Source organism: Myxococcus xanthus, assembly GCF_013116825.1.
Taxonomy (GTDB): Bacteria; Myxococcota; Myxococcia; order Myxococcales; family Myxococcaceae; genus Myxococcus; species Myxococcus xanthus_B.
Window position 1 is genome coordinate 1 of the sequence record NZ_JABFNS010000141.1, and the last position, 24265, is coordinate 24265.

General features: G+C 68.2%; 22 protein-coding genes, 2 tRNA genes and 1 pseudogene. 8 read left to right on the forward strand and 17 right to left on the reverse strand.

Annotated features, from left to right (window positions below; genetic code table 11):
• A partial coding sequence (locus HNV26_RS30755) for an FHA domain-containing protein (protein ID WP_171452925.1) occupies window positions 1–818 on the forward strand: 818 nt, incomplete at its 5' end.
• A 99-nt stretch (window positions 819–917) separates the two neighbouring features.
• On the opposite strand, the gene HNV26_RS30760 is transcribed toward HNV26_RS30755, so the two are convergent.
• Window positions 918–2633, reverse strand: a complete 1716-nt coding sequence (locus tag HNV26_RS30760; protein WP_171444456.1) for a serine/threonine-protein kinase — start codon at window positions 2631–2633, stop codon at window positions 918–920.
• Window positions 2634–2753: 120 nt separating this feature from the next.
• Here HNV26_RS30760 and HNV26_RS30765 point away from each other — a divergent pair, with 120 nt between their 5' ends.
• A complete protein-coding gene (locus HNV26_RS30765) occupies window positions 2754–3521 on the forward strand; it encodes a double zinc ribbon and FHA domain-containing protein (protein ID WP_171444455.1) in 768 nt (255 codons plus the stop codon).
• A gap of 54 nt (window positions 3522–3575) precedes the next feature.
• Here the strand turns inward: HNV26_RS30765 and HNV26_RS30770 are convergent, their stop codons facing one another.
• Window positions 3576–3938, reverse strand: a complete 363-nt coding sequence (locus HNV26_RS30770) for a TraR/DksA family transcriptional regulator (RefSeq protein WP_011553247.1) — start codon at window positions 3936–3938, stop codon at window positions 3576–3578.
• A gap of 126 nt (window positions 3939–4064) precedes the next feature.
• On the opposite strand from HNV26_RS30770, the gene HNV26_RS30775 reads away from it, so the two are divergent.
• A complete protein-coding gene (locus HNV26_RS30775) occupies window positions 4065–4946 on the forward strand; it encodes a DNA integrity scanning protein DisA nucleotide-binding domain protein (RefSeq protein WP_090495195.1) in 882 nt (293 codons plus the stop codon).
• A 9-nt stretch (window positions 4947–4955) separates the two neighbouring features.
• On the opposite strand, the gene HNV26_RS30780 is transcribed toward HNV26_RS30775, so the two are convergent.
• From HNV26_RS30780 to dnaK, 6 genes are all read right to left on the reverse strand, one after another.
• Window positions 4956–5513 carry a PspA/IM30 family protein gene (locus HNV26_RS30780; protein ID WP_171444454.1) on the reverse strand — a complete coding sequence of 186 codons (558 nt, stop codon included), beginning with the start codon at window positions 5511–5513 and terminating at the stop codon, window positions 4956–4958.
• A 15-nt stretch (window positions 5514–5528) separates the two neighbouring features.
• On the reverse strand, window positions 5529–7808 hold the full coding sequence (locus HNV26_RS30785) for a VWA domain-containing protein (RefSeq protein ID WP_171444453.1): 2280 nt from the start codon (window positions 7806–7808) through the stop codon (window positions 5529–5531).
• 49 nt (window positions 7809–7857) lie between these two features.
• Window positions 7858–10389, reverse strand: coding sequence for an AAA family ATPase (locus HNV26_RS30790; RefSeq protein WP_171444452.1), 2532 nt, complete (start codon window positions 10387–10389; stop codon window positions 7858–7860).
• 50 nt (window positions 10390–10439) lie between these two features.
• The gene (locus tag HNV26_RS30795; RefSeq protein ID WP_171444451.1) at window positions 10440–10850 is read right to left on the reverse strand and encodes a thiol-disulfide oxidoreductase DCC family protein; all 411 of its coding nucleotides are present in this window, start codon (window positions 10848–10850) and stop codon (window positions 10440–10442) included.
• Complete coding sequence (locus HNV26_RS30800) at window positions 10850–11602, reverse strand: hypothetical protein (RefSeq protein ID WP_366817061.1); 753 nt, start codon at window positions 11600–11602, stop codon at window positions 10850–10852. Before HNV26_RS30800 ends, HNV26_RS30795 begins: the two co-directional genes overlap by 1 nt.
• Window positions 11603–11925: 323 nt before the next feature.
• A complete protein-coding gene (dnaK, locus tag HNV26_RS30805; RefSeq protein ID WP_090495211.1) occupies window positions 11926–13836 on the reverse strand; it encodes a molecular chaperone DnaK in 1911 nt (636 codons plus the stop codon).
• 392 nt (window positions 13837–14228) lie between these two features.
• On the opposite strand from dnaK, the gene HNV26_RS30810 reads away from it, so the two are divergent.
• Window positions 14229–15320 carry a diacylglycerol/lipid kinase family protein gene (locus HNV26_RS30810; RefSeq protein ID WP_171444449.1) on the forward strand — a complete coding sequence of 364 codons (1092 nt, stop codon included), beginning with the start codon at window positions 14229–14231 and terminating at the stop codon, window positions 15318–15320.
• Window positions 15321–15344: 24 nt separating this feature from the next.
• Here HNV26_RS30810 and HNV26_RS30815 read toward each other — a convergent pair whose 3' ends face one another.
• The 5 genes from HNV26_RS30815 to greB form a co-directional block, all read right to left on the reverse strand.
• The gene (locus HNV26_RS30815; protein ID WP_171444448.1) at window positions 15345–16106 is read right to left on the reverse strand and encodes an SAM-dependent methyltransferase; all 762 of its coding nucleotides are present in this window, start codon (window positions 16104–16106) and stop codon (window positions 15345–15347) included.
• Window positions 16107–16153: 47 nt separating this feature from the next.
• A complete protein-coding gene (locus HNV26_RS30820; protein WP_171444447.1) occupies window positions 16154–16459 on the reverse strand; it encodes an HP0495 family protein in 306 nt (101 codons plus the stop codon).
• A 15-nt stretch (window positions 16460–16474) separates the two neighbouring features.
• Window positions 16475–17794 (reverse strand): PhoH family protein, encoded by a 1320-nt coding sequence (locus HNV26_RS30825; RefSeq protein ID WP_171444446.1) that lies wholly within the window; start codon window positions 17792–17794, stop codon window positions 16475–16477.
• 225 nt (window positions 17795–18019) lie between these two features.
• The gene (locus HNV26_RS30830) at window positions 18020–18967 is read right to left on the reverse strand and encodes a deacetylase (protein WP_171444445.1); all 948 of its coding nucleotides are present in this window, start codon (window positions 18965–18967) and stop codon (window positions 18020–18022) included.
• A 9-nt stretch (window positions 18968–18976) separates the two neighbouring features.
• Complete coding sequence (gene greB / locus HNV26_RS30835) at window positions 18977–19507, reverse strand: transcription elongation factor GreB (protein WP_171444444.1); 531 nt, start codon at window positions 19505–19507, stop codon at window positions 18977–18979.
• Window positions 19508–19699: 192 nt separating this feature from the next.
• On the opposite strand from greB, the gene HNV26_RS30840 reads away from it, so the two are divergent.
• Window positions 19700–19772, forward strand: a tRNA-Lys gene (locus tag HNV26_RS30840).
• A 23-nt stretch (window positions 19773–19795) separates the two neighbouring features.
• Window positions 19796–19868: transfer RNA gene (locus tag HNV26_RS30845), tRNA-Glu, on the forward strand.
• Window positions 19869–20008: 140 nt separating this feature from the next.
• On the opposite strand, the gene HNV26_RS30850 is transcribed toward HNV26_RS30845, so the two are convergent.
• Together HNV26_RS30850 and HNV26_RS30855 are read right to left on the reverse strand one after the other, a co-directional pair.
• Window positions 20009–21163, reverse strand: a complete 1155-nt coding sequence (locus tag HNV26_RS30850; protein WP_171444443.1) for a serine/threonine protein kinase — start codon at window positions 21161–21163, stop codon at window positions 20009–20011.
• A gap of 155 nt (window positions 21164–21318) precedes the next feature.
• Window positions 21319–21930: pseudogene (locus HNV26_RS30855) on the reverse strand (serine/threonine protein kinase); the annotation flags it as partial.
• 67 nt (window positions 21931–21997) lie between these two features.
• Between HNV26_RS30855 and HNV26_RS30860 the strand changes: the two are divergent.
• On the forward strand, window positions 21998–22567 hold the full coding sequence (locus HNV26_RS30860; protein ID WP_171444442.1) for a winged helix-turn-helix domain-containing protein: 570 nt from the start codon (window positions 21998–22000) through the stop codon (window positions 22565–22567).
• On the forward strand, window positions 22507–23040 hold the full coding sequence (locus tag HNV26_RS30865) for a transposase (RefSeq protein WP_171444441.1): 534 nt from the start codon (window positions 22507–22509) through the stop codon (window positions 23038–23040). Before HNV26_RS30860 ends, HNV26_RS30865 begins: the two co-directional genes overlap by 61 nt.
• Window positions 23041–23122: 82 nt before the next feature.
• Here the strand turns inward: HNV26_RS30865 and HNV26_RS30870 are convergent, their stop codons facing one another.
• Together HNV26_RS30870 and HNV26_RS37985 are read right to left on the reverse strand one after the other, a co-directional pair.
• Window positions 23123–23683 (reverse strand): hypothetical protein, encoded by a 561-nt coding sequence (locus HNV26_RS30870; RefSeq protein ID WP_171444440.1) that lies wholly within the window; start codon window positions 23681–23683, stop codon window positions 23123–23125.
• A gap of 161 nt (window positions 23684–23844) precedes the next feature.
• The gene (locus tag HNV26_RS37985) at window positions 23845–24024 is read right to left on the reverse strand and encodes a hypothetical protein (RefSeq protein ID WP_171444439.1); all 180 of its coding nucleotides are present in this window, start codon (window positions 24022–24024) and stop codon (window positions 23845–23847) included.
• Window positions 24025–24265 lie beyond the last annotated feature (241 nt).

Here is a 24265-nt window from a genome sequence, read left to right on the forward strand (position 1 = left end):
TGGAACGGCCGCCGCAGCAGCGCACCCCCACGGCGCCCCCTGGCATCATGGCCCGCACGGGCGGCGCCTCGGGCCCGGCCACCACCCGTCCGCCCCCGCCGGTTCCGGACAGCGCGATGCCCAGCCGGGCCGGCGCGGCGACCATGGCGCCGCGCCCCGCCCCGCCAGCCGCCTCCCGGTTCGGGCTCGCGGTCATCGCGGGCTCCACCCGGGGTCAGCGCTACAAGCTGCCAGTCACCGGTTGCGTCGTGGGCCGCCAGCGCGGCGCCATCCTGTTCGCGGACGACGCCTTCGTGTCGCCCCTACACGCCACCTTCCTGGTGAAGGACGGCGCGCTGTACGTGCGGGACGAGTCCAGCGCCTCGGGCGTCTTCGTCACGGTTGGGGGCACGGAAGCCCTCACCCCGCGCACCCACTTCAGCGCGGGCCAGCGCCTGTTCCGTTTCACGGGCCGACTGGAGCCCCAGCCCCCCGTGACGGGGCGACCCGCCATCTACGGCGCCCCGGTGCCCCTGGGACAGGCCGTCTATGGTGTGGAGGAGATGCTCGTCGGTGGCCGGGCGGGACGCGCGGTGGTGACGGCGGCGCCGCTGCTCACCATCGGCCTGGCTCACTGTGACTTGAGCTTCCCCGGCGACGAGGGCCTCGCGGGCCGCCACTGCGAGCTGTCCCCAACGCCCACCGGTGCCCTGCTGAGGGACTTGTCCGGGGGCCTGGGCACCTATGTGCGCCTCGCGAGCGGCGTCGAGCGGCCGCTGCGCCCGGGAGACCGCGTCCGCCTGGGACAGCATGTGCTTCAGGTGGAGGCGCTGGGCTGACGCGGCGCAGGCGGTGCCGTGGGGCATGCGCCCCGGTGCCCTGACGCCATGGGGCTTCGTGTCCCGGGGCGGTGAGCCGACACCGCCCCTCGTGCCCCCTCAGGGCGACGTGGGCTGCGCCACCGTGCCGTTCAGGCGCTGCTCGATGAGGGCACGCGCCTTGGAGGCGGGCTGCTCGCGCAGGTGGCGATTCCACCAGCCCCGGGCCTCTTCCTTGTCCGGGTTCTGCCGGTGCCAGTAGACCTCGCCCAGCTTCAGGGCCAGCTCCGGGTCACCACTGCGGCTGAAGGCCTCGCGGTACTTCGTCGCCGCCAGCCCCACGTCCGCGCGCTGCAGTGCCTTGTCACCCTCTCGCGCCAGCTCCAGCGCGCGCTCGACGTTGCGCGCGCCGGAGACGATGGCCCGGTCGTAGAGCGGCACGTCGGGGCTCGCGCCCACGGCGGAGTTGTTGGCCCCCGCCGGCACCGGCGCATTCGTGGGCAGCGCGTAGGGCAGGTCCTGCGCGCCCCCGCTGCCCGCGCCCATGAAGAAGTAGTAGGCGAAGAAGCCCAGCGCGGCGACCACCAGCAGGATGGTCAGCGACTTGAAGAAGAACGCCACCCCGCTGCTGCCGCCAGCCCCCGGCTGCGTGTGGACCAGCGAGTCCGTGTGCTCACGCGTGGCGGCCATCGCGTCGGCGTTCGCGGGCAACGGCTCGAGCACACCCGGCAGGGCGCGCACCGTGGCCTCCATGGTCACTTCGTTGCCCCACCCGGGCAGCGTGGCATCCCGGACGTCACTCTGCGGACCGGCGGCGGACTTGCGCGGCAACGGCGCCAGCACCGCCGACGAGGCGGCCGACCGCCGCGGCGCCGACTCCATGCGGCGGCGTTCCTTGTCCACGGCCTGCAGCTCGGCCTTGAAGGCCTCGGCGCTGGCGGGCCGGTCCGCCGGGTTCTTGGACAGCGCCCGGAGGATGAGCCGCTCCATGGCCGGAGAGATGCGCGCATCCGGCCGGCGGCGCGTGGGCGGCGGCGGCTCCTCGGTCAGGTGCTTGGTGGCGAAGCCCACCGCCGAGTCCGACTCGAAGGGCAGCAGGCCCGTCATCAACTGGTAGAGGATGACGCCCACCGCGTACAGGTCCGAGCGGTGGTCGAGCTGCGAGCCCCGCGCCTGCTCGGGCGACATGTATTCGGGGGTGCCGCACACGAAGCCCGCGCGGGTGAGCGCCGGACCGTCGTCCGTGGAGTCGGTGATCTTCGCGATGCCGAAGTCCAACACCTTGACGAAGTCGGGCTCGTTGCGCCGCGGCTCCACCATGATGTTCTCGGGCTTGAGGTCGCGGTGGATGACGCCGGCGCCGTGCGCGTCCGACAGCGCGCTCAGCACCTGGCTGACGATGCGCACCACGCGCCCCTCGTTCAGGGGCCACTCGCGGCTGAGAATCTGGTGCAGGTCCTGCCCCGCCACGTACTCCATGGCGATGAACAAGGCCCCGTCCTCGGCCTGGCCGAAGTCGAGCACGCTGATGGAGTTGGGGTGGTTGAGGCGGCTGGCGGCCTTGGCCTCGCGCTGGAAGCGCGCCACGGTGCGCTCGTCCGACAGGAGCGTGTGCCGCAGGACCTTCAGCACCACCACCTTGTCCAGGGAGAGCTGCCGGGCGCGGAACACCTTGCCCATGCCGCCCTCGCCAATGAGGGCTTCGACCCGGTACTTGTAGGCAATCGTCTTGCCGACGTACTCGTCCGTATCGGGCGTACGCACGAGGGTCGCGCCACAGGCGGGACAGAAACGGGAAGATTCTTGGGCGTCAGCGCCGCAGGAGGGGCAGTGCAAGGAAACGATCCCCAAAGGGGTGGGACACCGACTTCATCACGCCGCTCGGGTGGGGGGCAAGCCGCGCGCAACGCAAGTCGAGCAACCGGGCCCCGGCCCTGGTACAACCCCTAGCCCTCCATGGACGCGATGGAATACTGCCCCCGCTGTGACACCGAAAATCCTCGGGACGCCTCCGTCTGCCGGGCTTGCGGCTCGCCGCTGCGCTCCGGAACGATGGTGATGGCCGTCGCCAGCGTCGCTTCGCGCCCGAAGGTCTCCATCCGCGTGGTGCGCGCCGATGGCGGCCCCGAGTCCGTCGTCCACATGCAGCGCGACACCCTCACCTGCGGCCAGCAGGCGGACATCTCGCTCACGGACGACCCCTTCATCATGCCGCTCCAGGTCCGCTTCTTCTTCTCCGGCATCCGGCTGGCCGTGGAAGACGTGGGCGGCGCCAACGGCGTCTTCATCCGCCTGCGCCAGGAGCGAGAGCTGCCCCCCGGCGGCGAGCTGCGCCTGGGGCGCCAGCGCCTGGTGCTGGAGCCCATTCCCGCCGCGGCCACTGGACCGGGTGGAACCCAGGTCTGGGGTTCAGCGGATCCCGGCTACCGGCTGCGGCTGGTGCAACTGTTGGAGGGAGGCCTGCGCGGCGGCGCCTTCCCCCTGCGCGAAGGCGACAACCTCCTGGGCCGCGAGCAAGGTGACCTCACCTTCCCCACGGACGGCTTCGTGTCCGGGCGGCACGCCGTGCTGCAGGTGCGGCAGGACCGGCTGCAGGTCCGGGACGTGGGCTCGTCCAACGGCACCTTCATCCGCCTGTCGGGCCCCACCTTCGTGGACAACGGGGACCACTTCCTCATTGGCCGTCAGCTGCTGCGCGTGGAAATCCAAGCGCCCACGTCCTGAAATGCCAAGGGCCGCACGGGGGTATCCCCCGCGCGGCCCTCACTGCCTCGGCGCTCAGCCGTAGGATTTCTCCTTCTTCTCCTGCTCCTCCTTGCAGCGGATGCAAAGCGTCGTCACCGGGCGCGCATCCAGTCGCTTGGGCGAGATGTCCTCTTCACACCGCTCGCAGACGCCGAAGGTGCCGTCCTCGATGCGGACCAGCGCCTTTTCGATCTTCTGCAACAGGAACTTCTCCCGGTCCCGCAGACGGAAGACCATTGACTGCGCATACTCGGAAGACGCCAGGTCGATCTCATCGGGAAGGTCGTCCGTGTCGAAACTGGACTCCTCCACCAGGGTCTTCTTGGCGCTCTCGAGCAGGCTCGCCTTGCTGTCCTCGAGCATCTTCTTGTAACGCTTGAGATCTTTCTGGTTCACAGCCTTCGCTCCAGTTCAGCGAGGTTTTGGGGCCCTGCACCCCAAAAAAAGGGCCCGAAAGCTTCATTCATGGGGTCTTCAGTGTCAAGCTGACGTGGGTATGACCCAGGGTGAAGGGAGGGGCGTTTGACCGAGAACACGAAGTTTGATCGGGAGTTCCTGCGCTCGGCTCTCTCGTTGGCCGGCAAGAACGAGGTCGATCACTTCCTATATATCTGCGACACGCCCATTCCCGCCGAAGAGTTTCGCGGCCGGCCTGCTCGCAAGAAGCTCGTCTACGCCGTCACGATGCCCAAGTTGGCGGAGGAGCACCTCGCCAAGAAGGTCCGCGCGCTCGTCATCCCCGCGTACGACTACTCCCGCACCGAGCGCGTCAAAGTGGCGCTCGTGTCCGCGCTGTCCCAGGGAGCGTTCAAGGAAGGCGACCTGGTCCTGTGCATGACGGGCAAGGTGGGCCGCGCGCCGGACACGCTGATGCAGATGCGCATCGGCGGCTCGCTCGATGACCGCGTCGCCATCGAAGGCGTGAAGCTGGGCGACGAGTTCAACTCCCAGGTGGTGGACGCCCTCATCCAACTGGCGCTGCAGATTGGCCAGGAAGGCTTCGAGGGCCACCCCATTGGCACCATCATCACCATTGGCGCCCACAACACCGTGATGGAGAAGAGCCGGCAGATGACCATCAACCCGTTCCAGGGCCTCTCCGAGGCGGAACGGAACGTGCTCGACCCGAAGATTCGCGAGGCCATCAAGAACTTCTCCGTGCTCGACGGCGCCTTCGTCATCCGCGAGGACGGTGTCGTCCTGGCCGCGGGGCGCTACCTGTCCGCGGCGGATGAGGCCGTGAAGATTCCGCTCGGTCTGGGCGCGCGGCACGCTGCCGCCGCCGGCATGACGTCCACCACGGGCTGCATCGCCCTGGTCGTGAGCCAGACGTCCGGCGCGGTGCGGCTCTTCAAGGGCGGCAACATCGTCCTGGAGCTGCACCAGACGGCGCGCCGGACCTGAAATCCGCGCTCATTCCTCCTGCGACTTCTCCTCGCGGTAGATGTCCGCCAGTGCGTGCGCGCGCTCGATTTCATCCCGAGCCGCGTCCACGACCAGCGCCTGGTCGAAGCGGGCCACGCGCTCGCGCAGGGATTCGGTGACGAGCCCGCCCAGGGTGAGCCGCGCGGACGCGCTCTCCCGCTCGTGGCGCAGCTCCGCCACGCGATCGCCCAGCTCGCCCGCGGCCTCCAGCAACAACCGCCCGTCCGACTCGGCGCGCTCCAGTGAATCACGCGTGCTGGCCAGGAGGTCCTCCGCCTGCGCCTGGTCCTTCTCCAGCACGCGCACCGCCCGAGCGTCACCGCGCTCCTTCGCGGTGGCACGCCGCGAGGTGAGCTCCAGCAACCGGCGCGCGTAGCGCTCCTCCGCGCGCACCAGGTCCGCCTTGAGCGCCAGCAGCGTGGCTGCGGACTTGCGGACCTCGGCGGCCTGTCGCTCCAGGTTCTCGATGAGCTGGTCGAAAGCAGCCAGCGGGTCCGCTGGGCGCGACGGCTCCTTCTTTCGTCTCCTCAGCAGGCCGAAGAACATGGGCGTGGGCCCAGCCTACCCGAAGGGCCGGCACAACAGCCGCACGCGCTGCAATGCCTCCTGCGTGGCCTGCCCACCCGCGGACAACGCGGACAGGTAGCGCGCCGGGGTCAATCCGTACACTCCCAGCAGGTGTTGAAGCAGCAGCAAGCTCTCCGCCGCGCGCCGGTCCGCGGGGGCCAGCGACGCCGCCTCCACCAGCGCGCCCAGGATGTCCGCCACGCGGTGCGTGACGTCCTTGCCCGTCGGCTCGGCCCCGGGGGGAAGCGTGGGCTTCTCCGGGAAGAGCGCATCGAACGAGGCGTCCACCGCCACGGTCCGCGGAGCGGCCCGCCCGGCGGCGACCGCCTCCAGCGCCTCCAGGTGCGGCGCGAGCTGCTCCAGCGCATCACCGGACGCCGGCACGTCACGCGGCAGCAACGTGCGCCAGGGCGTGTCGAACTCCGTGCGCGCCCACAGAATCTCCTCGTCGGAGAGGTGGTGGTAGAAGGCGCGGCCTCCGGCGGCCCGCTGCTCCCGGACGAGGAGGCGGAGGTCCGGGTTCTCCTCGCCCAGGGACACGAAGCTCAACGCGATGTCCAGCGCGCCCATGGGCGCGCGAGTGCGGCGGATGAGCTCCAGGTCCACGCGGTCCTCGCCGTCCGTGACGAGCACCACGGTGGCCCGAGCGAGGTACGGGTCCCTCCCCTGCGCGGCGCGGATGGAGTCGAACGCGGACATCAGCGCGAGCGTGATGTCCGTCTGCCCCTCCGCGGGTGAATTGCGGAAGAGCTTCTCCAACTGCCGGGTGGCCTCCAGCGCGGAGTCCACGCGCGCCAGCTCGGTGGGTACGTCATTGAAGAAGCTGAAGTACAGCGGGTCGAAGTGCTCGCCCCGGCGGGCCTTGACGCGCAGGTTGTTGAGCTCCGCGATGACAATGGCGTCCCGGAAGCGGGCTCGCGCGCCGTGCATGGAGCCCGACGCGTCGCAGACGTAGACCCGCACCGCGGTGCGCTTCACCTTCCGGGGGCGCGGGGGCGGCTCGTCGTCCAGGTACGCGCGCACCAACTGGTGACTGGCGGCCAGGTCGCGCAGCAACATCCGCGGGTCCGTCAGGACGAAGTTGTTCACTTCGTGGAGGCTGCCCGTCGTCTCGTAGGTCATCGTCTGCGTCGGGTACGGGACACGCCGGGACACCGCCCGCGCGGCGCGCGTATCCGCCAGGACGATTTCCTCCGACAGCGCGTCCTCCACGTCGAAGTAGCGCGCGCAGCCCGCCGCCAGCTCGAACGTGGAGAGCTGCTCGGGCTCCAGTGAGAAGGCCAGGTCCGTCAGCAGCTCGTCGGCCTTCGGAGGGCCCGGGACTTCGTCAGGCGCCGTGGGTGCTTCGCCGAACCAGTGCGACAGGCCATCGAGCTCCGCGCGCTCCATCAGCGACGACAGCTGAGAAGGTGCCGGCAACATCGGTGTCAGCGCCGCCCGGGCCGCGTCCGCCAGCGCCGCGTCCCCTGCCTCCAAGGCCCGCTCATAGAGCCCCTTCAACGAGCGGTAGGCCACCTGGGGCTCACGCCGGGCCGTGTGACGTACGTGCCGCAGCAACTCCTCCATGGAGCGCACGGCCGGAACGGCCCGCACCCGCTCGCGGGCCTCGGCCACCTGACGCCGCAGCACCATGCCTCGCGCGCGGTCGTGGTCCGCGCCCAGGCGGATGAGCAGTTCGTGCGCCAGGTCCAGGTCCCGGCGCTTCTGCATGACGTCCGTGGGGTTGGCCCGGGCCCGCTCCGCGAAGTACTCCGCCACGGCCAGACGCGCACTGGAGGGCGCAAGACGCGGGGTGCTCCCATCGGTGCGCCCGTAGATTTCCAGCGCCGCGTCGTCCTCCTCCGGCTCCGAGGGAGGACGGGCGAAGAGGTCCGCCACCTTCACCACGCGCGCCAGCTGGATGAAGCCCTTCTCCAACACTGCGACCGCGCCGGGAAGCGACTCCCCCTTACGCCAGGCCCGCTCCACGAGCACCAGGCACGCCTCCACCTCCTCGAGTGCTTGATGGGCCCTGTCGAGCAGCCCCTGCGCCAGTGCCCCCGCCCTGCCCTTCCGCAGGCCCAGCTCCTTGAGGAGCCGTGCGTCCGCCGACGTGTGCACCCCCACCCGGTCCAGGTCCCGGTCCAGCGAGGTCAGCATGGGCAGCGCGACATCCTCGGGCCCGCGAGCACGGCGCCCCAGCAGCGTCCACGCCCGCCAACCGCCGCGAGCGGGCGCGGGCTGGTGGAGCGCATCCAGCCGCTGCCGGAGGTCCGCGAGGCGCCGGGCCAACACGCTCAGCGTCCCCTCTCCGCTTCAGCCAATCGCTCAGGGAAGAGCCGGGTCATGGCGTGGACCGCCGCGCCAGCACCTGTCGGCTGAAGCGCCCGAAGTCCTCGTCGATGCCGCGCAGCTGCCCCTCCAGCCGTCGAGCCCCCTCGCCCAGGTCACCGGGCATGGTCCCCAGCAACGCGAGGACACCCCGCAGCCGAACCAGCTCGCCTTCCTTCAACGCGAGCATCGGGAAGCGGCTGCGCACCAACCGGTCCACGGTGCGTTCGGCATCCGCGCGCTCCGTCATGGATTCGGGCGGCGGAAGCGACGTGAGCAGCTGGGTCAGCCAGCTCCGCAGGTATTTGACGCGCGTCTGGACGAACCCGAGCTCCGCCTGGGCCACCGCCGAACGCACGGCCTCCGACAGGAAGCCGGGCGAGGCAGCCCCGTGGTTCGCCGCCAGTTGCCCGTCCAGCCCCAGCAGCGCGGCCAGCTCTCCATCAGGCGCCTTCGCCGCGAAGTCGCCCCGGTAGAAGACGTAGGCGTCTCCGTTGAGAACCGACGTGGACGCGGGCGGCGGGCTGGGCACATCGCGCGTGAGGAGATGGGCATGCTCGCGCAGCCGGGACTCGATAATCTCCCGGCACTCGGCGAACACCGCGTCGATGGACACCCCCTCGCGCCGGAGGTTCTCCGCCACCGACTGCACCGCGCGACCGTACTGTTCGATGCGTTCGAAGGGCGTGGAGGACAGCACCTCCCGGGCATAGGCAATGCCCAGTGGGAGCAGCAGCTCCTGCTTGAGGCCCTGTTGCGTGGGGTCCAGGACAGCCAGGGCGTTCTCCAACTGCGTCAGGCGGCGCGAATCTCCCGCCAGCGCTTCGAGCGGCTCCCGACGTCCCCGGGCCAGGTTGCCCTGGAACGAGAACACAGCGCGCCGGCGCAGCGCGGACACGACCCGGCTCCGGACCTGAGCCTCGGCCGTGCGCAGGCGCTCCGCTGCGGCGGGGGCTCCGTCCGACAGCTGTCCCGCCAGCTCCCCCGTCTGGGAAAGCTCCTCCTCCAGGTTGTCCGCCAGCCCGACCAGGCCCTCCAGCTTGAGCCCGTCCTCGAAGTCCACGCTCTCCGCGGACAGGGCGATCATCTCCTGGGCACCTTCCAGAAAGCGGGCCGTTGCCTCGCACAACGCCCCGTAGCCCGGCCGCAGCTCGGGGACGCCGCGACAGAGGGTCAGCACGTCGCCGAACGACACCAGCAGCGCGATGCCGCCCCGCCCCTCACCGTGCCCCGCCATGCCACGCGCCAGCCGCTGCTCCTGCGCCGCCACCAGGGCCCGCGCCGCCGCCACCAGCGGTATCCGGTTCTGCGCATGGCGCGGCCCGGGCACCAGCTTGGCCAACAAGGCCCGCGCCGTGGTGGAGACAACGCCGGGCTGCCAGTTGCGGCTCACGGACTCGACGGAACCCACCTCTTCGGAGGACCCGAGCGCCTGCGCCTCGCGCTCCACGCCGCCCCCCAGCTCCCGCTGTATCTGGGCCAGCGCTTCGTCGAAGGCGCGCTGCTCCAGACGGACGATTTCGAGCTGCGCCCGCTCCCGAGGGTCCACCACGGACTTGAGCAGCGCCTCCGTCTCCCCCGCTGGCGGCCCTCCCAGGAGGAAGAACCAGCGCAGCGAATCGAGGTCCTCGACGGTGGCCTCCAACGCCCGCTCGGGGCGCCGGTAGATTTGATCCCGCACCACCGCGGCCTTCAACGCCCACAGCGCCTTCACCACGGAGCGCTGGGAGAAGTACTTCGTCGGCACGTAGTCTGGCAGCTTCGCCACCTGGGCCGCGAGCGCGCGCTCCAGCGCATCCGCCAGCAACTCCACGCCCTCCATGACGTGGCTGGGCACCACCACCTTCGTCACGGCGTCCTGCAGCAGGTCCACCTGCTGCAACGACAGCTGCGCGCGCAGGTCCGGCCGGGCGAAATGGGAGAAGCGTTGCAGCATGGCAGCCCGGCTCTCCCGGCGCGCGAACGACTTGGGCACGAAGCAGATGAAGCTCAGCCGGTCCGCGAAGGCCAGGAGCAGCTCCGGCGAGCGCGCCAGCACCTCGGAGAGATACCGGTTGCTCGTCATGACGACACACTCGATGCGCCCCGTCGTCACCCGGCGGCCGTGCTTGAGCTCCCGCTCATGCAGCACGTTGAGGATGGAGCGCAGCAGCATGTCCCGGCCGTCGAAGATCTCGTCCAGGAAGGCGTGCTCGGAGCCCAGCATGCCTTCGTCGGTGAGGTACTCGGTGCGCCCCGTCTCCGTGAGCACCTTGAAGTCCACCGGGCCGATGAGGTCCGTCTGCACGGTGGACTCGGCCAACTGCTTGGAGAAGAGCGACGGCAAGCCCGTGCGCTCGTCGATGATGCGCCCCAGGACGGCGCTGGCGACGGCGCTCTTGGCCGTTCCAGGGGGGCCCACCACCAGCACGTGCTCACGCCCCAGGAGCGCCAGCTCCAACTGCGTGAAGAGCGTCTCTCGCTCCAGGTAGGCATCCCGGAGCTCGGTGAAGAAGTGCCGGAAGGCGCGCGCGGCCTGGAGGTATGTGGACGGTGGAGAGTGCACGGACGAACCCGAGGTGGCGGGAAACCGCCATGCTATCCGCCACGCGCGTCCTATTTGAAGTGGACCCCGCACGCTCCGTCTGGGCATTGACGTCCCGCGATGCGGAAGCGATGGCGGGCCACGACGCGGTAGAGCGCGTCCAGGAGCTGCCGCAGGCCCGGCACGTAGTACACGCGGAGCAGCCGTCCCAGCGGCCGTCGGCCCAGCGCCAGGACAATGGCCTCCAGCCCCTCCACCACGGCCCCATCCGAGAGGACCAGTTGCAGGGCCCGCTCACAGCGGTCCGCCGTGACACCCGGGAAGGCTGCCAGCACCCCGTCCTCCCGAAACGAGCGCAGGCGCGCCCCCGTCCCGCCCAGCAGCCGCTGGAGTTGCCGGGCCGCCCCACCGCACAGGCGGCAGTGCCCGTCATAGAGAATCACATCGTGCCCAGGAGGCGTCGTCCGCAGCACGGGCGCCATCAGCGAGGCCTCAGCGTGTCATGCAGGTGCGCATGCACCGCGCGCCAGATGTCGTGCTGCCGCTCGATGGGGTCCATCAGCGTCATGCCCACCGACGTCGCGGGCGAGCTGCCCTGGAAGGCCGAGTACTGCCGCACCTGCGTGCCCCCCGCGCCGTCCTCGGCGAAGACGAAGCGATTCGTGCCGCGCAGCGGGTGCCCATCCAACGTGGTGATGTGCAGCGTGTTCGCGCCCGGCTCCAGGCGCACGGTGATGGGCGCCCACACGGGCGGAAAACCCTTCTCCTCCAGGAACAACTTCGCGCCATCCACCAGCGCCGCCGTCGCCGGGCGGACGCGGATGCCGGCGGCCTCGAACACCGCCGATGGGTGACGGACGAAGTAGGCGTAGGCCTGGGCGGGCGCCACGTCCGGAATGCTGCTGGTGTAGTCCGTCAAGGACATGGGCGCGCCGGCGATGGGCGGACTGGGCTTCAGGTGGTCCAGGTGGATGCGCGCATAGCCATCCACGGCGGCCCCCTCCCCCATCAACCGGCTGGCAGCCGCGGCTTCGGATTGAGCGGCCGTGAGCGCCCCCTGTCGCACCTGCTCCATCAGGTTGCCCGTGGGCTTGGGCGGAAACGTGCCGCCCACGCCGAAGTCGAACTGGTTGTCGGCGCCCGTGCGAGGCCCCGAGCGCGGCCCGGGCACGGACAGCGCCGGTGGACGCCCCAAGGAAGGCCCCCGGTAGGGCTCCGCCGTCGAGGGCGCCACGGCGGAGGCCGGCCGGCACTGCGCCGTGCAAGTGGGAGGAGGAACGACCGCCGGCGCAGCGGCGCCCTCGGAGGGAGCGGTACCGGGCGGAAGGAAGGACGGTGACGACGGGATGCGGGACATGGAACGCCAGCCTCTGCATCCCTGCCGCCAGACCTCGCCCCAGTCCCATCAACCCCTTGGCAAGGCCCGACGTCCCGCTTCCCGTACGCCCATCCTCCCTTTCGGAACACCCCTCCGCCCCGCAAAGCAGAAGGGCCGGGCCCACACTCGCGTGGGAGCACCGGCCCTCTGCGCTACTTCAGCGGCTCACCGCTTCCGGACTAGGACTGGCGGAACTCGGCGTCCACCACGTCGTCCTTCTTGGGGCTGGCCTGCGAGCCCGGCGCCGCGGAAGGACCAGCCCCCGGAGCGCCCTCGGCGCCCGGCGCGCCGCCCGTGGCGCGGTACATCTCCTCGGCGGCCTTGTAGCTGGCGGCCTGGAGCGCATCGAGCGCCGTCTTGATGGCGTCCTTGTCCTGGCCGTCGCGGACCTTGTTGATCTCCGCCACCGCGTCCTCGAGCGCCTTCGCCGTGTCCGCGGACAGCTTGTCCTTGTTCTCCTTCAGCAGCTTCTCGGCCGCGTAGGACTGGCTCTCCGCCTGGTTCTTCATCTCCACCAGCTCGCGGCGGGTCTTGTCGGCCGCCTCGTTGGAGCGGGCGTCGGCGACCATCTTCTCCACCTCGTCCTTCGCCAGACCGGACGAGTGGGTGATGGTGACCTTCTGCTCCTTGCCCGTGGCCTTGTCCTTGGCGCTGACGTTGAGGATGCCGTTCGCGTCGATGTCGAACGTCACCTCGATCTGCGGCACGCCACGCGGCGCCGGCGGCATGCCCGTCAGGTGGAAGCGGCCCAGGCTGCGGTTGTCGCCCGCCATCTCACGCTCGCCCTGGAGCACGTGGATCTCCACCTGCGTCTGGCCGTCCGCGGCCGTGGAGAAGGTCTCCGACTTGCGCGTGGGGATGGTGGTGTTGCGCTCGATGAGCTTCGTCATCACCCCGCCCAGCGTCTCCACTCCCAGGCTCAGCGGCGTCACGTCCAGCAGGAGGATGTCCTTCACCTCGCCGGAGAGCACGCCGGCCTGCACCGCGGCGCCCACCGCGACGACCTCGTCCGGGTTCACCGAGCGGTTCGGCTCCTTGCCGAACAGGCGCTTCACGGCCTCCTGCACCTTCGGGATGCGCGTGGTGCCGCCGACGAGGACGATCTCGTTGAGGTCCTTCGGCTCCACGCCCGCGTCCTTGAGACACTTGCGGCAGGGCTCCAGCGAGCGCTCGATGAGGTCGTCGATCATCGCCTCGAACTTGGCGCGCGTGAGCTTGACGTTGAGGTGCTTCGGACCCGTCGCGTCCGCGGTGAGGAACGGCAGGTTGACGTCCGTCTCCATCGCGGCGGACAGCTCGATCTTCGCCTTCTCCGCCGCCTCCTTCAGGCGCTGGAGGACCATCTTGTCCTTGCTGACGTCGAGCCCCGTGTCCTTCTTGAACTCGGTGATCAGCCAGTCCATGATCCGCAGGTCGATGTTGTCACCGCCCAGGTGCGTGTCACCGTTGGTCGCGAGCACGTCGACCACGTTCTCGCCCACCTCGAGGATGGACACGTCGAATGTGCCACCGCCGAAGTCGTAGACGGCGATCTTCTCGTCCTTCTTCTTGTCCAGGCCGTACGCGAGCGCCGCGGCGGTCGGCTCGTTCACGATGCGGCGCACGGTGAGGCCCGCGATTTCACCCGCGTCCTTGGTGGCCTGACGCTGGGCGTCGTTGAAGTACGCGGGGACGGTGATGACCGCCTCCGTCACCTTCTCACCCAGGTAGTTCTCCGCCGCGCGCTTCAGCTTCAGCAGCACCTGCGCGCTGATCTCCGGCGCGCTGTACTGCTTGCCGTCGATGTCCACGCGCGCATCGCCGTTGGGCCCCCGGGCGACCTTGTAGGGGACCAGCGTGGCCTCCTCGGACACCTCGTCGTGCCGCCGGCCCATGAAGCGCTTGCTGGAGTAGATGGTCCGCTCCGGGTTGGTGATGGCCTGGCGCTTCGCCACCTGACCGACCAGACGCTCCCCGTCCTTCGTGAACGCGACCACCGAGGGCGTGATGCGGCTGCCTTCCTCGTTGACGATCACCTTGGGCTCGCGACCCTCCATGATCGCGACCACACTGTTCGTGGTGCCCAGGTCGATCCCGATAATCTTGCCCACGGTTTCTATCCTCCGGAAAAGACTGCGTTTTTTCTGAAAACTTCTGATGTACGCCCAACGTAACCACCCACCCCCCGCTGTCAAACGAGAGGGCCACCGGGCCGCACACCTGAAGGTGGCACTCCCCGCTGCGTAGCGCAGTGCGCAGGCCCACACGCACCGCGTCACAGCCGTGCCACCCGCACGCCACGGGTGCGTAACGCGCTCTACACCGCCGTCACCCCGAGGTAGCAACCGGCCGGGCTTCTGGGCACCAGGGAACGATTCAACCCCTTGGAATCTCAAGCCCCCTCGCCCACTGACGCGTCGCATCATGGCTTGGCGAGGATTGTGCACTGGGTACGGGCGTCGCCGCCCGGTCCCCCACCGGCGCAACCTTCGGAGCCGCCCTCATGCTGGTCCAGCCCCTCCGCTCTCCCGATCTCCGCCGTGCGCCCACATCGGACGTCACCGCCGAGCCCAAGGTCGCGGTCCTGCTGAACGCCAACGCCCGGAAGGTCGACGCTCGGGTGGTGAAGTCCCTGTCCCACGTGGTGCCGGAGCAGGACCTGTTCCTCTCCCGCTCGCCCCTGGACGCCCGCCGCATCATCCAGACGGTGCTGGAGCGTGGCTACCCCATGTTGTTCACGGGCGGCGGTGACGGCACCTTCATGGGCTTCGTGAACGAGGTCCTCCATCAGGTGGGCCCGCGCGGCCGTTTCGCGGGGAAGACGGCGCCTCGCTTCGGCATCCTCAAGCTGGGCACCGGCAATGGCCTGGCCGCCTACGTCAACGCCTCCGGCACCCGGAGCGACGGCATCCTCAATGACGTGCTGCGCGCCCGCACGGGCGAGGTTCCGGGCTACCGCCCCATGGACCTGCTGATGGTGGACGGGCAGCGCGCGCCCTTCGCCGGGCTGGGCGTGGATGGCAAGGTGCTCAACGACTACATCTGGGTGAAGGAGCACCTGGGCAAGGGCTTCTTCAAGAGCGTCCTCAGCGGCAGCGGCGGGTACTTCTCCGCAGTGGCCTGCAAGACGGTGCCTCACTACCTCACCCACTCCCATTGGGTGGAGTGTGAGGTCGTCAATGGCGCCTCCGAGGCCTACCGGCTGGGGCCGGATGGCGGCGCGATGGGCGAGCCGCTCGCCCCGGGCGCCACCCTCTTCCGCGGCCGGCTGATGATGGCGGCGGCGGGCACCATGCCCTTCTACGGCTACGGCTTCCGCATGTTCCCCTTCGCGGGCCAGCGCCCGGGCTTCATGCAGCTGCGACTGGGCCAGGTGACGCCCACGCAGGTGCTCACCCACCTGCCCAAGCTATGGAACGGCCGCTGGTTCCCCGAAGGCCTGATGGACTTCCACGCCCGCGAGGTCACCATCCGCTTCGCCAACCCCATGCCCTTCCAAGTGGGTGGCGACGCGGCCGGCTACCGCGAGCAGGTCACCATGTCCGTGGCTCCGGAGTCCGTCGAGCTGGTGGACTTCACCGGCGCGCTGAACTGAGCGCCCGCAGGGTGCCGCGCCTGGCTACCCGCGGTCGCGGGACGCGGGGGGCTTCTCGCCCTGCTCCTTGCGGCGGCCCACCACGAAGGCATAGCTGACGCTGGCCTTGCCGTTGCTCTCGCGGTGCAGCGCCAGCTCCTCGCGGAGCGCGGCGGGCTGCGAGCCAGGGACGGACGCCAGGAACGTCTCGACGTCCCGGTAGTGCGCGTCCAGCTCCGCGTCATGGAGCGATTCGACGGACTCAGGCTCGTAGCCGGCGCCCTCCACCACCTGCAGCAGCTCGCGCGGCAGCAGCAGCGGCCCGGCGACGCGGCGCTCCCAGAAGTCGAGCGAGGCCTTGGGAGCAAAGCGCCCCACCCGCGCGGGGAACGTGAAGCCCAGCCGCCCGCGCTTCGACAGCAGATCACGCATGTTCGCCAGCGTGGCCTTCAACGGGTAGAGCACGCGGCCCTGGATGAGGATGCCGTTGAACTCCCCGTCGGACAGGCCCAGCGCGTCCAGCGCCACGCGGCGGACTTCAATCTGCTCCGCCAGCCCCTGCGCCCGCACGCGCTCACGCACCGGGTTGAGGAGAGCGTCGTCGGTGTCGGCCGCGACGACGGTACAGCCCATCTCCCGGGCCAACAGCAGCGCGGCGCTTCCATCGGGGCCACAGCCGAGCACCAGCACGCGTGAGCCGGGCTCCAGCTGGGCCACCTTCGCGAAGCGCCGCGTTGCGTCATCCGAGCTGAAGGCGCGCCGGACATCCGCGGGGTGATACAGCGGGAAGGGCTCGGGCGGGCTCATGGCTCCCCATATACCCGCCTCGTCCAGAGACTTCCAGCCACGGCCCCCTACAAGTAGTAGATGACCCGCTCGTCCTTGTGGAGCCCATCGTAGATGGCGCGCCGCTGCTCCTCGGACAGCAGGTACACGGACACGCTCAGGGAGACGTACTTGCCCTTGCTGCTGGGTTGCTCGTGAATGGAATCCGGCGAGAGCTCCGTGCCCAGGAACCGCTTGAACAGCTCACGGACGTGCTCCACGAAGCCGGCCCCCTGCGTGCCCATCACCTTGAAGGTGTAGACGGAGGGGTACTCGATGAGGGGCTTCTTCTCCCCTTCGCCGGAGGGAGGGCTTCCTGCGTCTTCCTTCGTCATGTCTCGCACCAGAGGCTACAGCAGGTTGGCGGCGAGCTCGGCCAGGGCGCTGCGCTCACCCTTGGACATGGTGATGTGCGCCGCGATCTTCTCGCTCTTGAAGCGGTTGACCACGTGGACCAGGCCATTGTTCGTCGCGTCCACGTACGGGTTGTCGATCTGGAACGGGTCTCCCGTGAGGATGATCTTCGTGTTGTCGCCCACGCGGGTGATGATGGTCTTCACCTCGTGCGGCGTGAGGTTCTGGGCCTCGTCCACGATGATGAACTGGTTGGGCAGGCTGCGGCCACGGATGTACGTGAGCGGCTCGATCTCCATCAGCCCCAGGTCCAGCAGTTCGTGGTAGCCGCGGCCGGCCTTCTTGTCCGCGCGGCTGAGGTTCATCAGGAACTCCACGTTGTCGAAGATGGGCTGCATCCAGGGGTTCAGCTTCTCCTCGACGCTGCCGGGCAGATACCCGATGTCCCGGCCCAACGGGAAGATGGGGCGGCTGACCAGCAGCTTCTGGTAGAGCCCCTCCTCCGTCACCTTCTGCAGGCCCGCGGCGATGGCGAGCAGCGTCTTGCCCGTGCCCGCCTTGCCGACGATGGTCACCAGCTTGATGTCGTCGTTGAGCAGCAGGTCCAGGCAGAAGGCCTGCTCCATGTTGCGCGGGCGGACGCCCCACGTCCCGTCCTTGATCTGCCGCACCAGGGGCACCAGGCGGCCCTTGGACCCGTTGAAGCGGCCCATGGCGGTGTGGGACGGGTTCGTCTCGTCCTTGAGGAGCACCACCTGGTTGGCGAACAGGGACTCGGCGTCCGGCAGCTCCACCTCGGCGCCCTGGCGGTACATCTGGTCCACCAGGTCCTTGGGGACCAGCCGCTCGGCGAAGCCAGTGTACAGCTCCGTGATCTCCACCCGCTCGGTGTCGTAGTCCTGGGCGATGAGGCCCAGGGCGTCGGCGCGGATGCGGAGGTTGGTGTCCTTGGTGATGAAGACGGCCTGCGTGCCCGGCTCCGCCTCCATCAGGTCGAGCGCCACCCCGAGGATGCGGTTGTCCATCAGGTTGCTGTCCGCCATGGACGGAGGCAGCGCACGTTCGGTGAAGCTCACCCGCAACAAGCCACCGTGCGGCAGCGGCACCCCTTCCTTCAGGGAGCCTTCGGCGCGGAACGAATCCAGGTAGCGCGCCACCAGACGCGCGTTGCGGCCCAGCTCGGAGAGATCGCGCTTGAACTGGTCGATCTCCTCGATGACGTAGATGGGGATGATGACGTTGTTGTCTTTGAAGCCGTAGATGCTGCGGGGATCGTGAAGAAGGACGTTGGTGTCGAGAATGAAGTTCTTACGCATCGTGGGTTGCGCGACCTGAAGGTTCGGCTGCGACCGCGAGGGACCGTGCGACGGTGAGTCTCCTGACCACTATAGGCACCGGCGTCAGGGGAAACAGCCTGCTTGTCGCCAGGACGTGCGGCTGTCCGAAACCCCACGCCCCAGCCGCCGGGGATGACGGCGGTCCGCATGGCGCCTTTCGGCGAGGCACCCTGGATCAACCCTGTAGCACGAGCGGCCGTCCGTTCAGTGCGCCACGACAGGCGCGAGCGGATCATATCCGAGCAGCTCCGCCACCCGCTCGGGCGGCGGCCCCGGGGGCATCCGCTCCCAGGGAAAGCGCCGCTGGAGCGTCTCCTCGTCGAGCGCGAGCTGCCGCCGGGCATCCAGTTGGAGCGCGTCATCCCACGCGTTCGCATCGAAGTGCAGCCCCAGCCGCGAGCTCAGCGGAGACACCATGGGCGAAGGCTTGAAGGCCACGGCCTCTCCGTGCTCATCCCGCATGCAGTGCAGCTCCACCGCCCACGCATGGAGCCAGCGCGGCAGGTGCCGCCCCGCCTGACGAAGCGCGAGGAAGCGGCCCTGCGCGGCGCCATCCACGAAGAGGAAGCGGCGGTCATAGACGCAGGCGGCGGCGAAGGTGGACGGCGTGAGGGCCAAGGCCTCGGTGCCGATACGGCGGGCCATCAGCAGGAGCACGTCCAGGATGTGGCCGGCGAGCTTGAGCCCGGGGTGGTTCTGCCCAGGCAGCGGCGGCCGGTTCCAGTCGAAGGCGCGCCCCGGGTTCTGGAGCAACAGCGAGTCCACGTACAGCAACGGCGTGGCGGCGAGCGCGCCACCGAGCCCCACCTCGGCCCCGGTGGTCCGCCGCAGATCCAGGTCCGCCACGGGGACGTAGAACCGCCTGCTCCACAGGATGATGCGTGGCCGGTACGGGTCCGTGGACACGACGCGAAGCTCCAGCGGCCCCACCCGCTCCTCGACGCGCTGGAACAGCCCATAGGCACGAAGGGCCCGCTCCAGGCCCTGGGGGCTGTAGGTGCCGAAGACGAGGTCCCCGCGGGAGGCTTCGGCGCTGCCCAGCCCCAGGTCTTCCAGGGTCATCCCCGCGCTCTCGGAAACGGCCAGGTCCGGCCCGCTCAGCGCCTGATAGATGCGACGGTAGCGGGGGTTGATGGGCTGAATCCGAGGCATGGCTTCCACCTATTCGTAGCGGATGTCCAGCACCGTGAGTTCAATGTCCCCGCGTGGCCGCCGCACCTCGACCGAGTCCCCCACGGCCTTGCGAAGGAGCGCCCTCCCCATGGGGGATTCGACGCTGATGCGCCCGCCCGAGGCGTCAATCTCGTCGGAACCGACAATCTGGTAGGTGCTGCGGCCGCCGTCCTCGTCCTCCAGGCTCACCGTCGCTCCGAAGAAGACGCGGGAGCGGTCGGTCTGCTCGGCGGGCGTGACGATGGTGGCGGTATCCAGGCGCTTCTGGAGGAAACGGAGGCGGCGGTCGATTTCGCGCAGGCGCTTCTTCCCGTAGATGTACTCGGCGTTCTCGGAGCGGTCGCCCTGAGCGGCGGCAGCGGAGACCTCGGCCGTCACCTTGGGGCGCTCCTCGTTGAGAAGGTGGACGAGCTCGCGGTGCAGGCGCTCGGCGCCCGCCCGGGTGAGGTAGCGGCGGAACGGGGCCCGCTCGGCGTCGTCCTCGGTCTCCTGTTCATCCGGATGTACGTCCTGGGACATGGTTCCTGTATATCGCCACGGGGTGACACGCGGCGAAGGGCGCTGGCCCTGACGTTCACCGGAAAGCGGTCGGGGCGCTGTCAGAAACAGCTCCATGCGCTCGCCAGTGGAAAGCGTCGCCGAGTGCTGGTAGGAAGCGCCTGCCCCGGGGGCTTCCGGGGTGGTGGCGAAAAATTTAAAAAAGAATAGTGCGAGTCGCTAGCTCAGCTGGTAGAGCACCGGCCTTTTAAGCCGAGGGTCGGGGGTTCGAGCCCCCCGCGACTCATGTAGTTGAAGTGAAGGTGTGCTGTCCCCGTCGTCTAGAGGCCCAGGACGCTGGCCTTTCAAGCCGGTAACACGGGTTCGAATCCCGTCGGGGACACTGTAAAAACGCGGGGTTGGACAGTGCGAACTGTCCAACCCCGTTCGTTTTTGGCCGCGCCCTATTGTTCCTTTGTTGTTCCTTCAGGGACCAACGCAGCCTGTTTCCCAACTGCGTCGACCGGCACAGAAGCACCTCAATCACGCCGTCGTCACATCATCCGGCTTGCGCTTGCCGCGACCACGAGACGACGTGAGCACCATCGAATCCAGCGCCGCTTCTGCCTGAGCAGCCCGAGACTTCAGCTCGACTGCGGCGTCGGCCTTCGTGAAGGTGCCGCCAAGCCAAGCCGTCAGGTCGGCAGCCAACTCCCCCGCTGACTGGTAGCGCTCACGAGGGGCAACCCGAAGCAGCCGGTTCAGCGTCACCCGTAGCCCCTGGGGAAGCCCCTCGGTCATCGCGTCTACGTCCGCAACCGTCAGCGTCGCCGCGCGCCAAATCGCGTCGGCCACCAACGGCGGCGCCCCTGCGAGCGTGGCTCGCTTGATTGCCCGAGAGACCCGCCGACGCTTCTTCGTGGACAACGAGCCCATGACTTCGGGCGTGGTGTCGTCAGGGCAAAAGAGAAGGTTCTTCCCTGTCGCCAGTTCGAGCAGCACCACGCCCAGCGTAAAGAGGTCGGAGCGCGCGTCGACGCTCCCTCCGAGCAGCATTTCCGGTGACGAGTAGAAGTGGTCTCCCAAAGGGCCCCGCGCGGATGAGGCCACTCGACCCGGCAAGTCGGACAGCGCGAGGCCGAAGTCGGCGAGCTGAACCGTCCCGTCCCAATTGACGAAGATGTGCTCAACGTCGACGGCTCGATGCACGATGTTGAGTGGCCGTCCCTGCCCGTCCTTCGCGGCGTGTGCGTGCTCAAGGGCCGCTGCGACCTGAGCGCCGACGTAGAGCACGAAGAGCGGCGAGAACCATCGCCTGCTCTCACCAACGAGCGTCAGCAGCTCATTCAAGGAGTGGCCGTCCGGGTGTTCCGTACTGACGTACCAATAGCCCTCGACCTTGTGCAGTCCATGCACCTTGAGGATGGCCGGATGCTTGAGGAGCGTCGCAAGGCGAACCTGCTCGTCGAGCTTCGCGCGCGCACGCATGCCCCGGGCGCCTTCCGTTTCCGATGGAGCCGGAACCGCCTTGAGCAGAACCTTCCCACGAGGCGCCCCGGACGCAGTCCTCAGCCGCGCTACGAACAGGGACATCCCGTGGTGAGTCGGCCCCAAGTCCTCGCGAAACTCGTAGCCGACCCCGTCCGCCGAGAAGAGGATTGCCCCCCGCGGAATCTTGAACTCGATGACCTTCGACATGCCGTTGCCCCTCGTGTGCGAACTCGCAACCAATGCGACGAGGAAAACGCTACCTGCGGCATCTGATCGAGGGAACGCCCTCACGGGTCATGGGGTCAAAACGGCTTGTTCGGGCCGAAATTGACCTCCTACCTACTACGTTCTCCCAGGGGCGTTCAGGGCCACCGGTCCACGACGTAGCCGCCCCCAAAGTTGTTCGCCTTCACCCTGCCATCCGAATACCCCTTAGAAGGGTTCTCTACGACGAAGCAAACGGGGCGCTCGTCCTGTCCTGGCAATTTCACTCGGTCGTAGCGGATGACCAATGCAGGCCCCTCCGAGCGGCCCATTCGGTCGGAAAGGAAGTATGCCTTGCCATAGAAGCGCGTTCCTGGGGGAGCGAACGCTCTTTGCCCCGACGGAATGCCCTTTGGAACAACCCCCACCACATCCGCGCCAGCCGTGAACCAAACGTCGTCGCCTGTCGCATGTCGGGAATCCAAGGTGAGGACAAAACTCTGATTCACCTTCCAACGGAGATCCTCCCGCATCACCTCTTCCGCACCAGCCGGACAGGTGAACGCTTCGGGCCGAATCTGCGCCCCAGGACAACCCGCCGCGAGCGCCGCAACGAGCGTCATCGTCGCGCAGTCGGCAGCAGCGGCGGCTTTCGTCCTCCCGCGTGACTGGCGTCCTTGGGGTGGGACCTCGGGTGACGGCGTCGTCTTCACAGTTGAACCTTCCTTCGGAGCGGCAGTTACTTGCCCCGTCAGCAGCACAGGAGGGGGCTAATCTCCTTCAGGGAAGTCGCCGAAGGTGAAGGAGGTTACGCCATGAGGAGGCAGGAGGATTCTCATGGCGTGGCAGCCGAGGAGGCTGACGGCAGAACAGTTGGAGGAGCGCCGGTTGGAGGCCGCCCAGTTGCTGGAGAGTGGCCGCTACACGCAGGCGGAGGTGGCGCGGCAATTGGGCGTCAGCCCGAGTTCGGTGTGCGAGTGGGCTCGGTGCCTGAAGGAAGAAGGCCTCAGCGCACTGAATACACGGACGCGGGCAGGACGGCCCTCGAAGCTGACGGGCGAGCAGTGGCAGGAGGTGAAACGACTGATGGAGGAGGGAGCCAAGGCCGCAGGCTTCGCCACCGAGAGATGGACGCTGAAGCGAGTGGCCCAACTCATCCACCGCCATTTCGCAGTGCACTACCATCCCAACTACCTGGCCGAGCCGTTGCACCGGTTGGGCTTGTCGGTCCAGCGGCCCAGGCCCAAAGCGCGTGAGCGAGACGACGCGTTGGTGGAAGCCTCGCTGAAACGAGACTGGCCACGCATCAAAAGAGGGCTGCTCGCCGAGGGGCAGCCGTTGCCTGCGTGGACGAGACGGATAGTACGTTTCGGGCCCGCCTGGGTACCACCTGGGCCCCGCCGGTAGGCCATCCACCCCAACTCCGGCGCGTCTCGAAGCGGCGCGAGATATCCAGCATGGTTGCGCTGGTGGCACCCTCCAAGCGCGGGCGGGCTCGGCTCTACGCGCGGCACTTCGAAGGGAGCGTGCATGGTGCTCAGGCGGTGACGGCGTTGCGTTACTTCCACCGGAAGGTGGGCCGTCCGCTGGTAGTGGTGTGGGACAGGCTCGGCGTCCACCGCTCGCAAGAGGTGAAGAACTTTGTCGAGGCCCACTCCGAGGACTTCGTCCTGGAGGAGTTTCCCGCCTACGCCCCAGAACTCAACCCCGAGGAGGGCTGTAACAGCCAGGTGAAGCTCTCCATGCTCAACGCCACGCCCGAGTCGGTGGCGGACCTGCATCGACAGGTGCGCGCGGCCTTTGTCCGCCTCGGTCGCCGTCATACGGCCCTGCGTGGTTTCTTCGGCCACGCAGGGCTATCCCTTCGCGGACTTACCTGAAGGGGATTAGTCGGGGCCTTCCAGATTAGCTCTCACACGCCAATTACTGCATGCCACCACACGACATTCAAGACGGCATAAACTATAGCTTCGGACCATAAACCGACGCATGGCCGACATTGATTTGAGTACACTCCGCATTCTCATTCCACAGAAAAGAAACCAGACTGGTATCACTGATCGACTTAATCGCCTCCAGCATATACTGATTTGACGTATAGCAAGTGCGGCGAGTCCCCTGTGCGTCTTGAGCTTCACAGAAGCCAGAAATAGAACTGGGAGTTGCTATGATTTGACACGCCATATACTGAGTGGAGTCTGACGAGCTTCGAGCACCTGCCATGCTCGCAAAAGCACTACGATTCCGGAGATCGATAATTACGTTGTGGTCGACCTTCATCCCCGCAGCAGCCAGCCCACTCGACAGAAAAACGCCAAGCACCATGACGCGCATCAAATTCATGTCTTCCTCCGTTTTTTTGAATTGCTCTTTGGCTCCACGTCCAGACACAGCATCGTCCTGGCAAAGGCTAACGCGCATCGCCAAGCCACGTCGAAGTCTGTCCTCTCCTGGATTCCTGTCAAAATACCAAACCTCGAATCCAGCCCATGAGTGAGGCGAGGTGCTTTCAAAATCGAACATTCCCCTGAACCACTTCCAGAATCTGCACACATTTACGTGGGGTCAGCGCACTTCACCGCTGACGCAGTCCAAGCCGAAGGGCCCACGTAACATGAACAACGCACTGACGAAGACTGCCACCGCGCAGGCCGCTGCCGGTGGGCGCTATCCCGCTCCGGGCGCTACCAGCCGCCCTGAAGAAGTTCTCCGACGAGCGACAGGCGGGCACCCACCTCCTGATTCGCTGCGAGGTCTTCCCGAAGCAGCTCCCCGCGAAGGAGGGCCACGCCGGGAAGGTCATCAGCGGCTATCGCTGGTCGCACGTCGAGCTGAACGACGAGCAGTTCGCCCAGGCTGAGCACTCGCGCAAGGCGAGCAAGCTCCCCGCGCTCAGCGACGCCCTCGCCCGACACCGGGCGGCGACTGGCGGCGCTCTTCCGTCAGCGACTGGCCCACGACCGCATGCAGGTACGTATCGGCGTGCAGGGAGGCCCCCTCCAGGAACGCCGGGCGCGCAGGCGCCCACACGATTCGGCAGGGGCGGAGCGTGCGCTTCAGTGATAGGCCATGCTGCCATGTCCGGCGACTCACCCGTCCCCACCC

Coding starts and splice junctions, on each gene's coding strand:
- HNV26_RS30765 (WP_171444455.1), top strand. CDS start 2,754: ATGGACGCGATGGAATACTGCCCCCGCTGTGACACCGAAAATCCTCGG.
- HNV26_RS30780 (WP_171444454.1), bottom strand. CDS start 5,513: ATGTTCTTCGGCCTGCTGAGGAGACGAAAGAAGGAGCCGTCGCGCCCA.
- HNV26_RS30795 (WP_171444451.1), bottom strand. CDS start 10,850: ATGGCGCCCGTGCTGCGGACGACGCCTCCTGGGCACGATGTGATTCTC.
- HNV26_RS30810 (WP_171444449.1), top strand. CDS start 14,229: ATGCTGGTCCAGCCCCTCCGCTCTCCCGATCTCCGCCGTGCGCCCACA.
- HNV26_RS30815 (WP_171444448.1), bottom strand. CDS start 16,106: ATGAGCCCGCCCGAGCCCTTCCCGCTGTATCACCCCGCGGATGTCCGG.
- HNV26_RS30820 (WP_171444447.1), bottom strand. CDS start 16,459: ATGACGAAGGAAGACGCAGGAAGCCCTCCCTCCGGCGAAGGGGAGAAG.
- HNV26_RS30825 (WP_171444446.1), bottom strand. CDS start 17,794: ATGCGTAAGAACTTCATTCTCGACACCAACGTCCTTCTTCACGATCCC.
- HNV26_RS30830 (WP_171444445.1), bottom strand. CDS start 18,967: ATGCCTCGGATTCAGCCCATCAACCCCCGCTACCGTCGCATCTATCAG.
- greB (WP_171444444.1), bottom strand. CDS start 19,507: ATGTCCCAGGACGTACATCCGGATGAACAGGAGACCGAGGACGACGCC.
- HNV26_RS30850 (WP_171444443.1), bottom strand. CDS start 21,163: ATGTCGAAGGTCATCGAGTTCAAGATTCCGCGGGGGGCAATCCTCTTC.
- HNV26_RS30860 (WP_171444442.1), top strand. CDS start 21,998: ATGGCGTGGCAGCCGAGGAGGCTGACGGCAGAACAGTTGGAGGAGCGC.
- HNV26_RS30870 (WP_171444440.1), bottom strand. CDS start 23,683: ATGTTCGATTTTGAAAGCACCTCGCCTCACTCATGGGCTGGATTCGAG.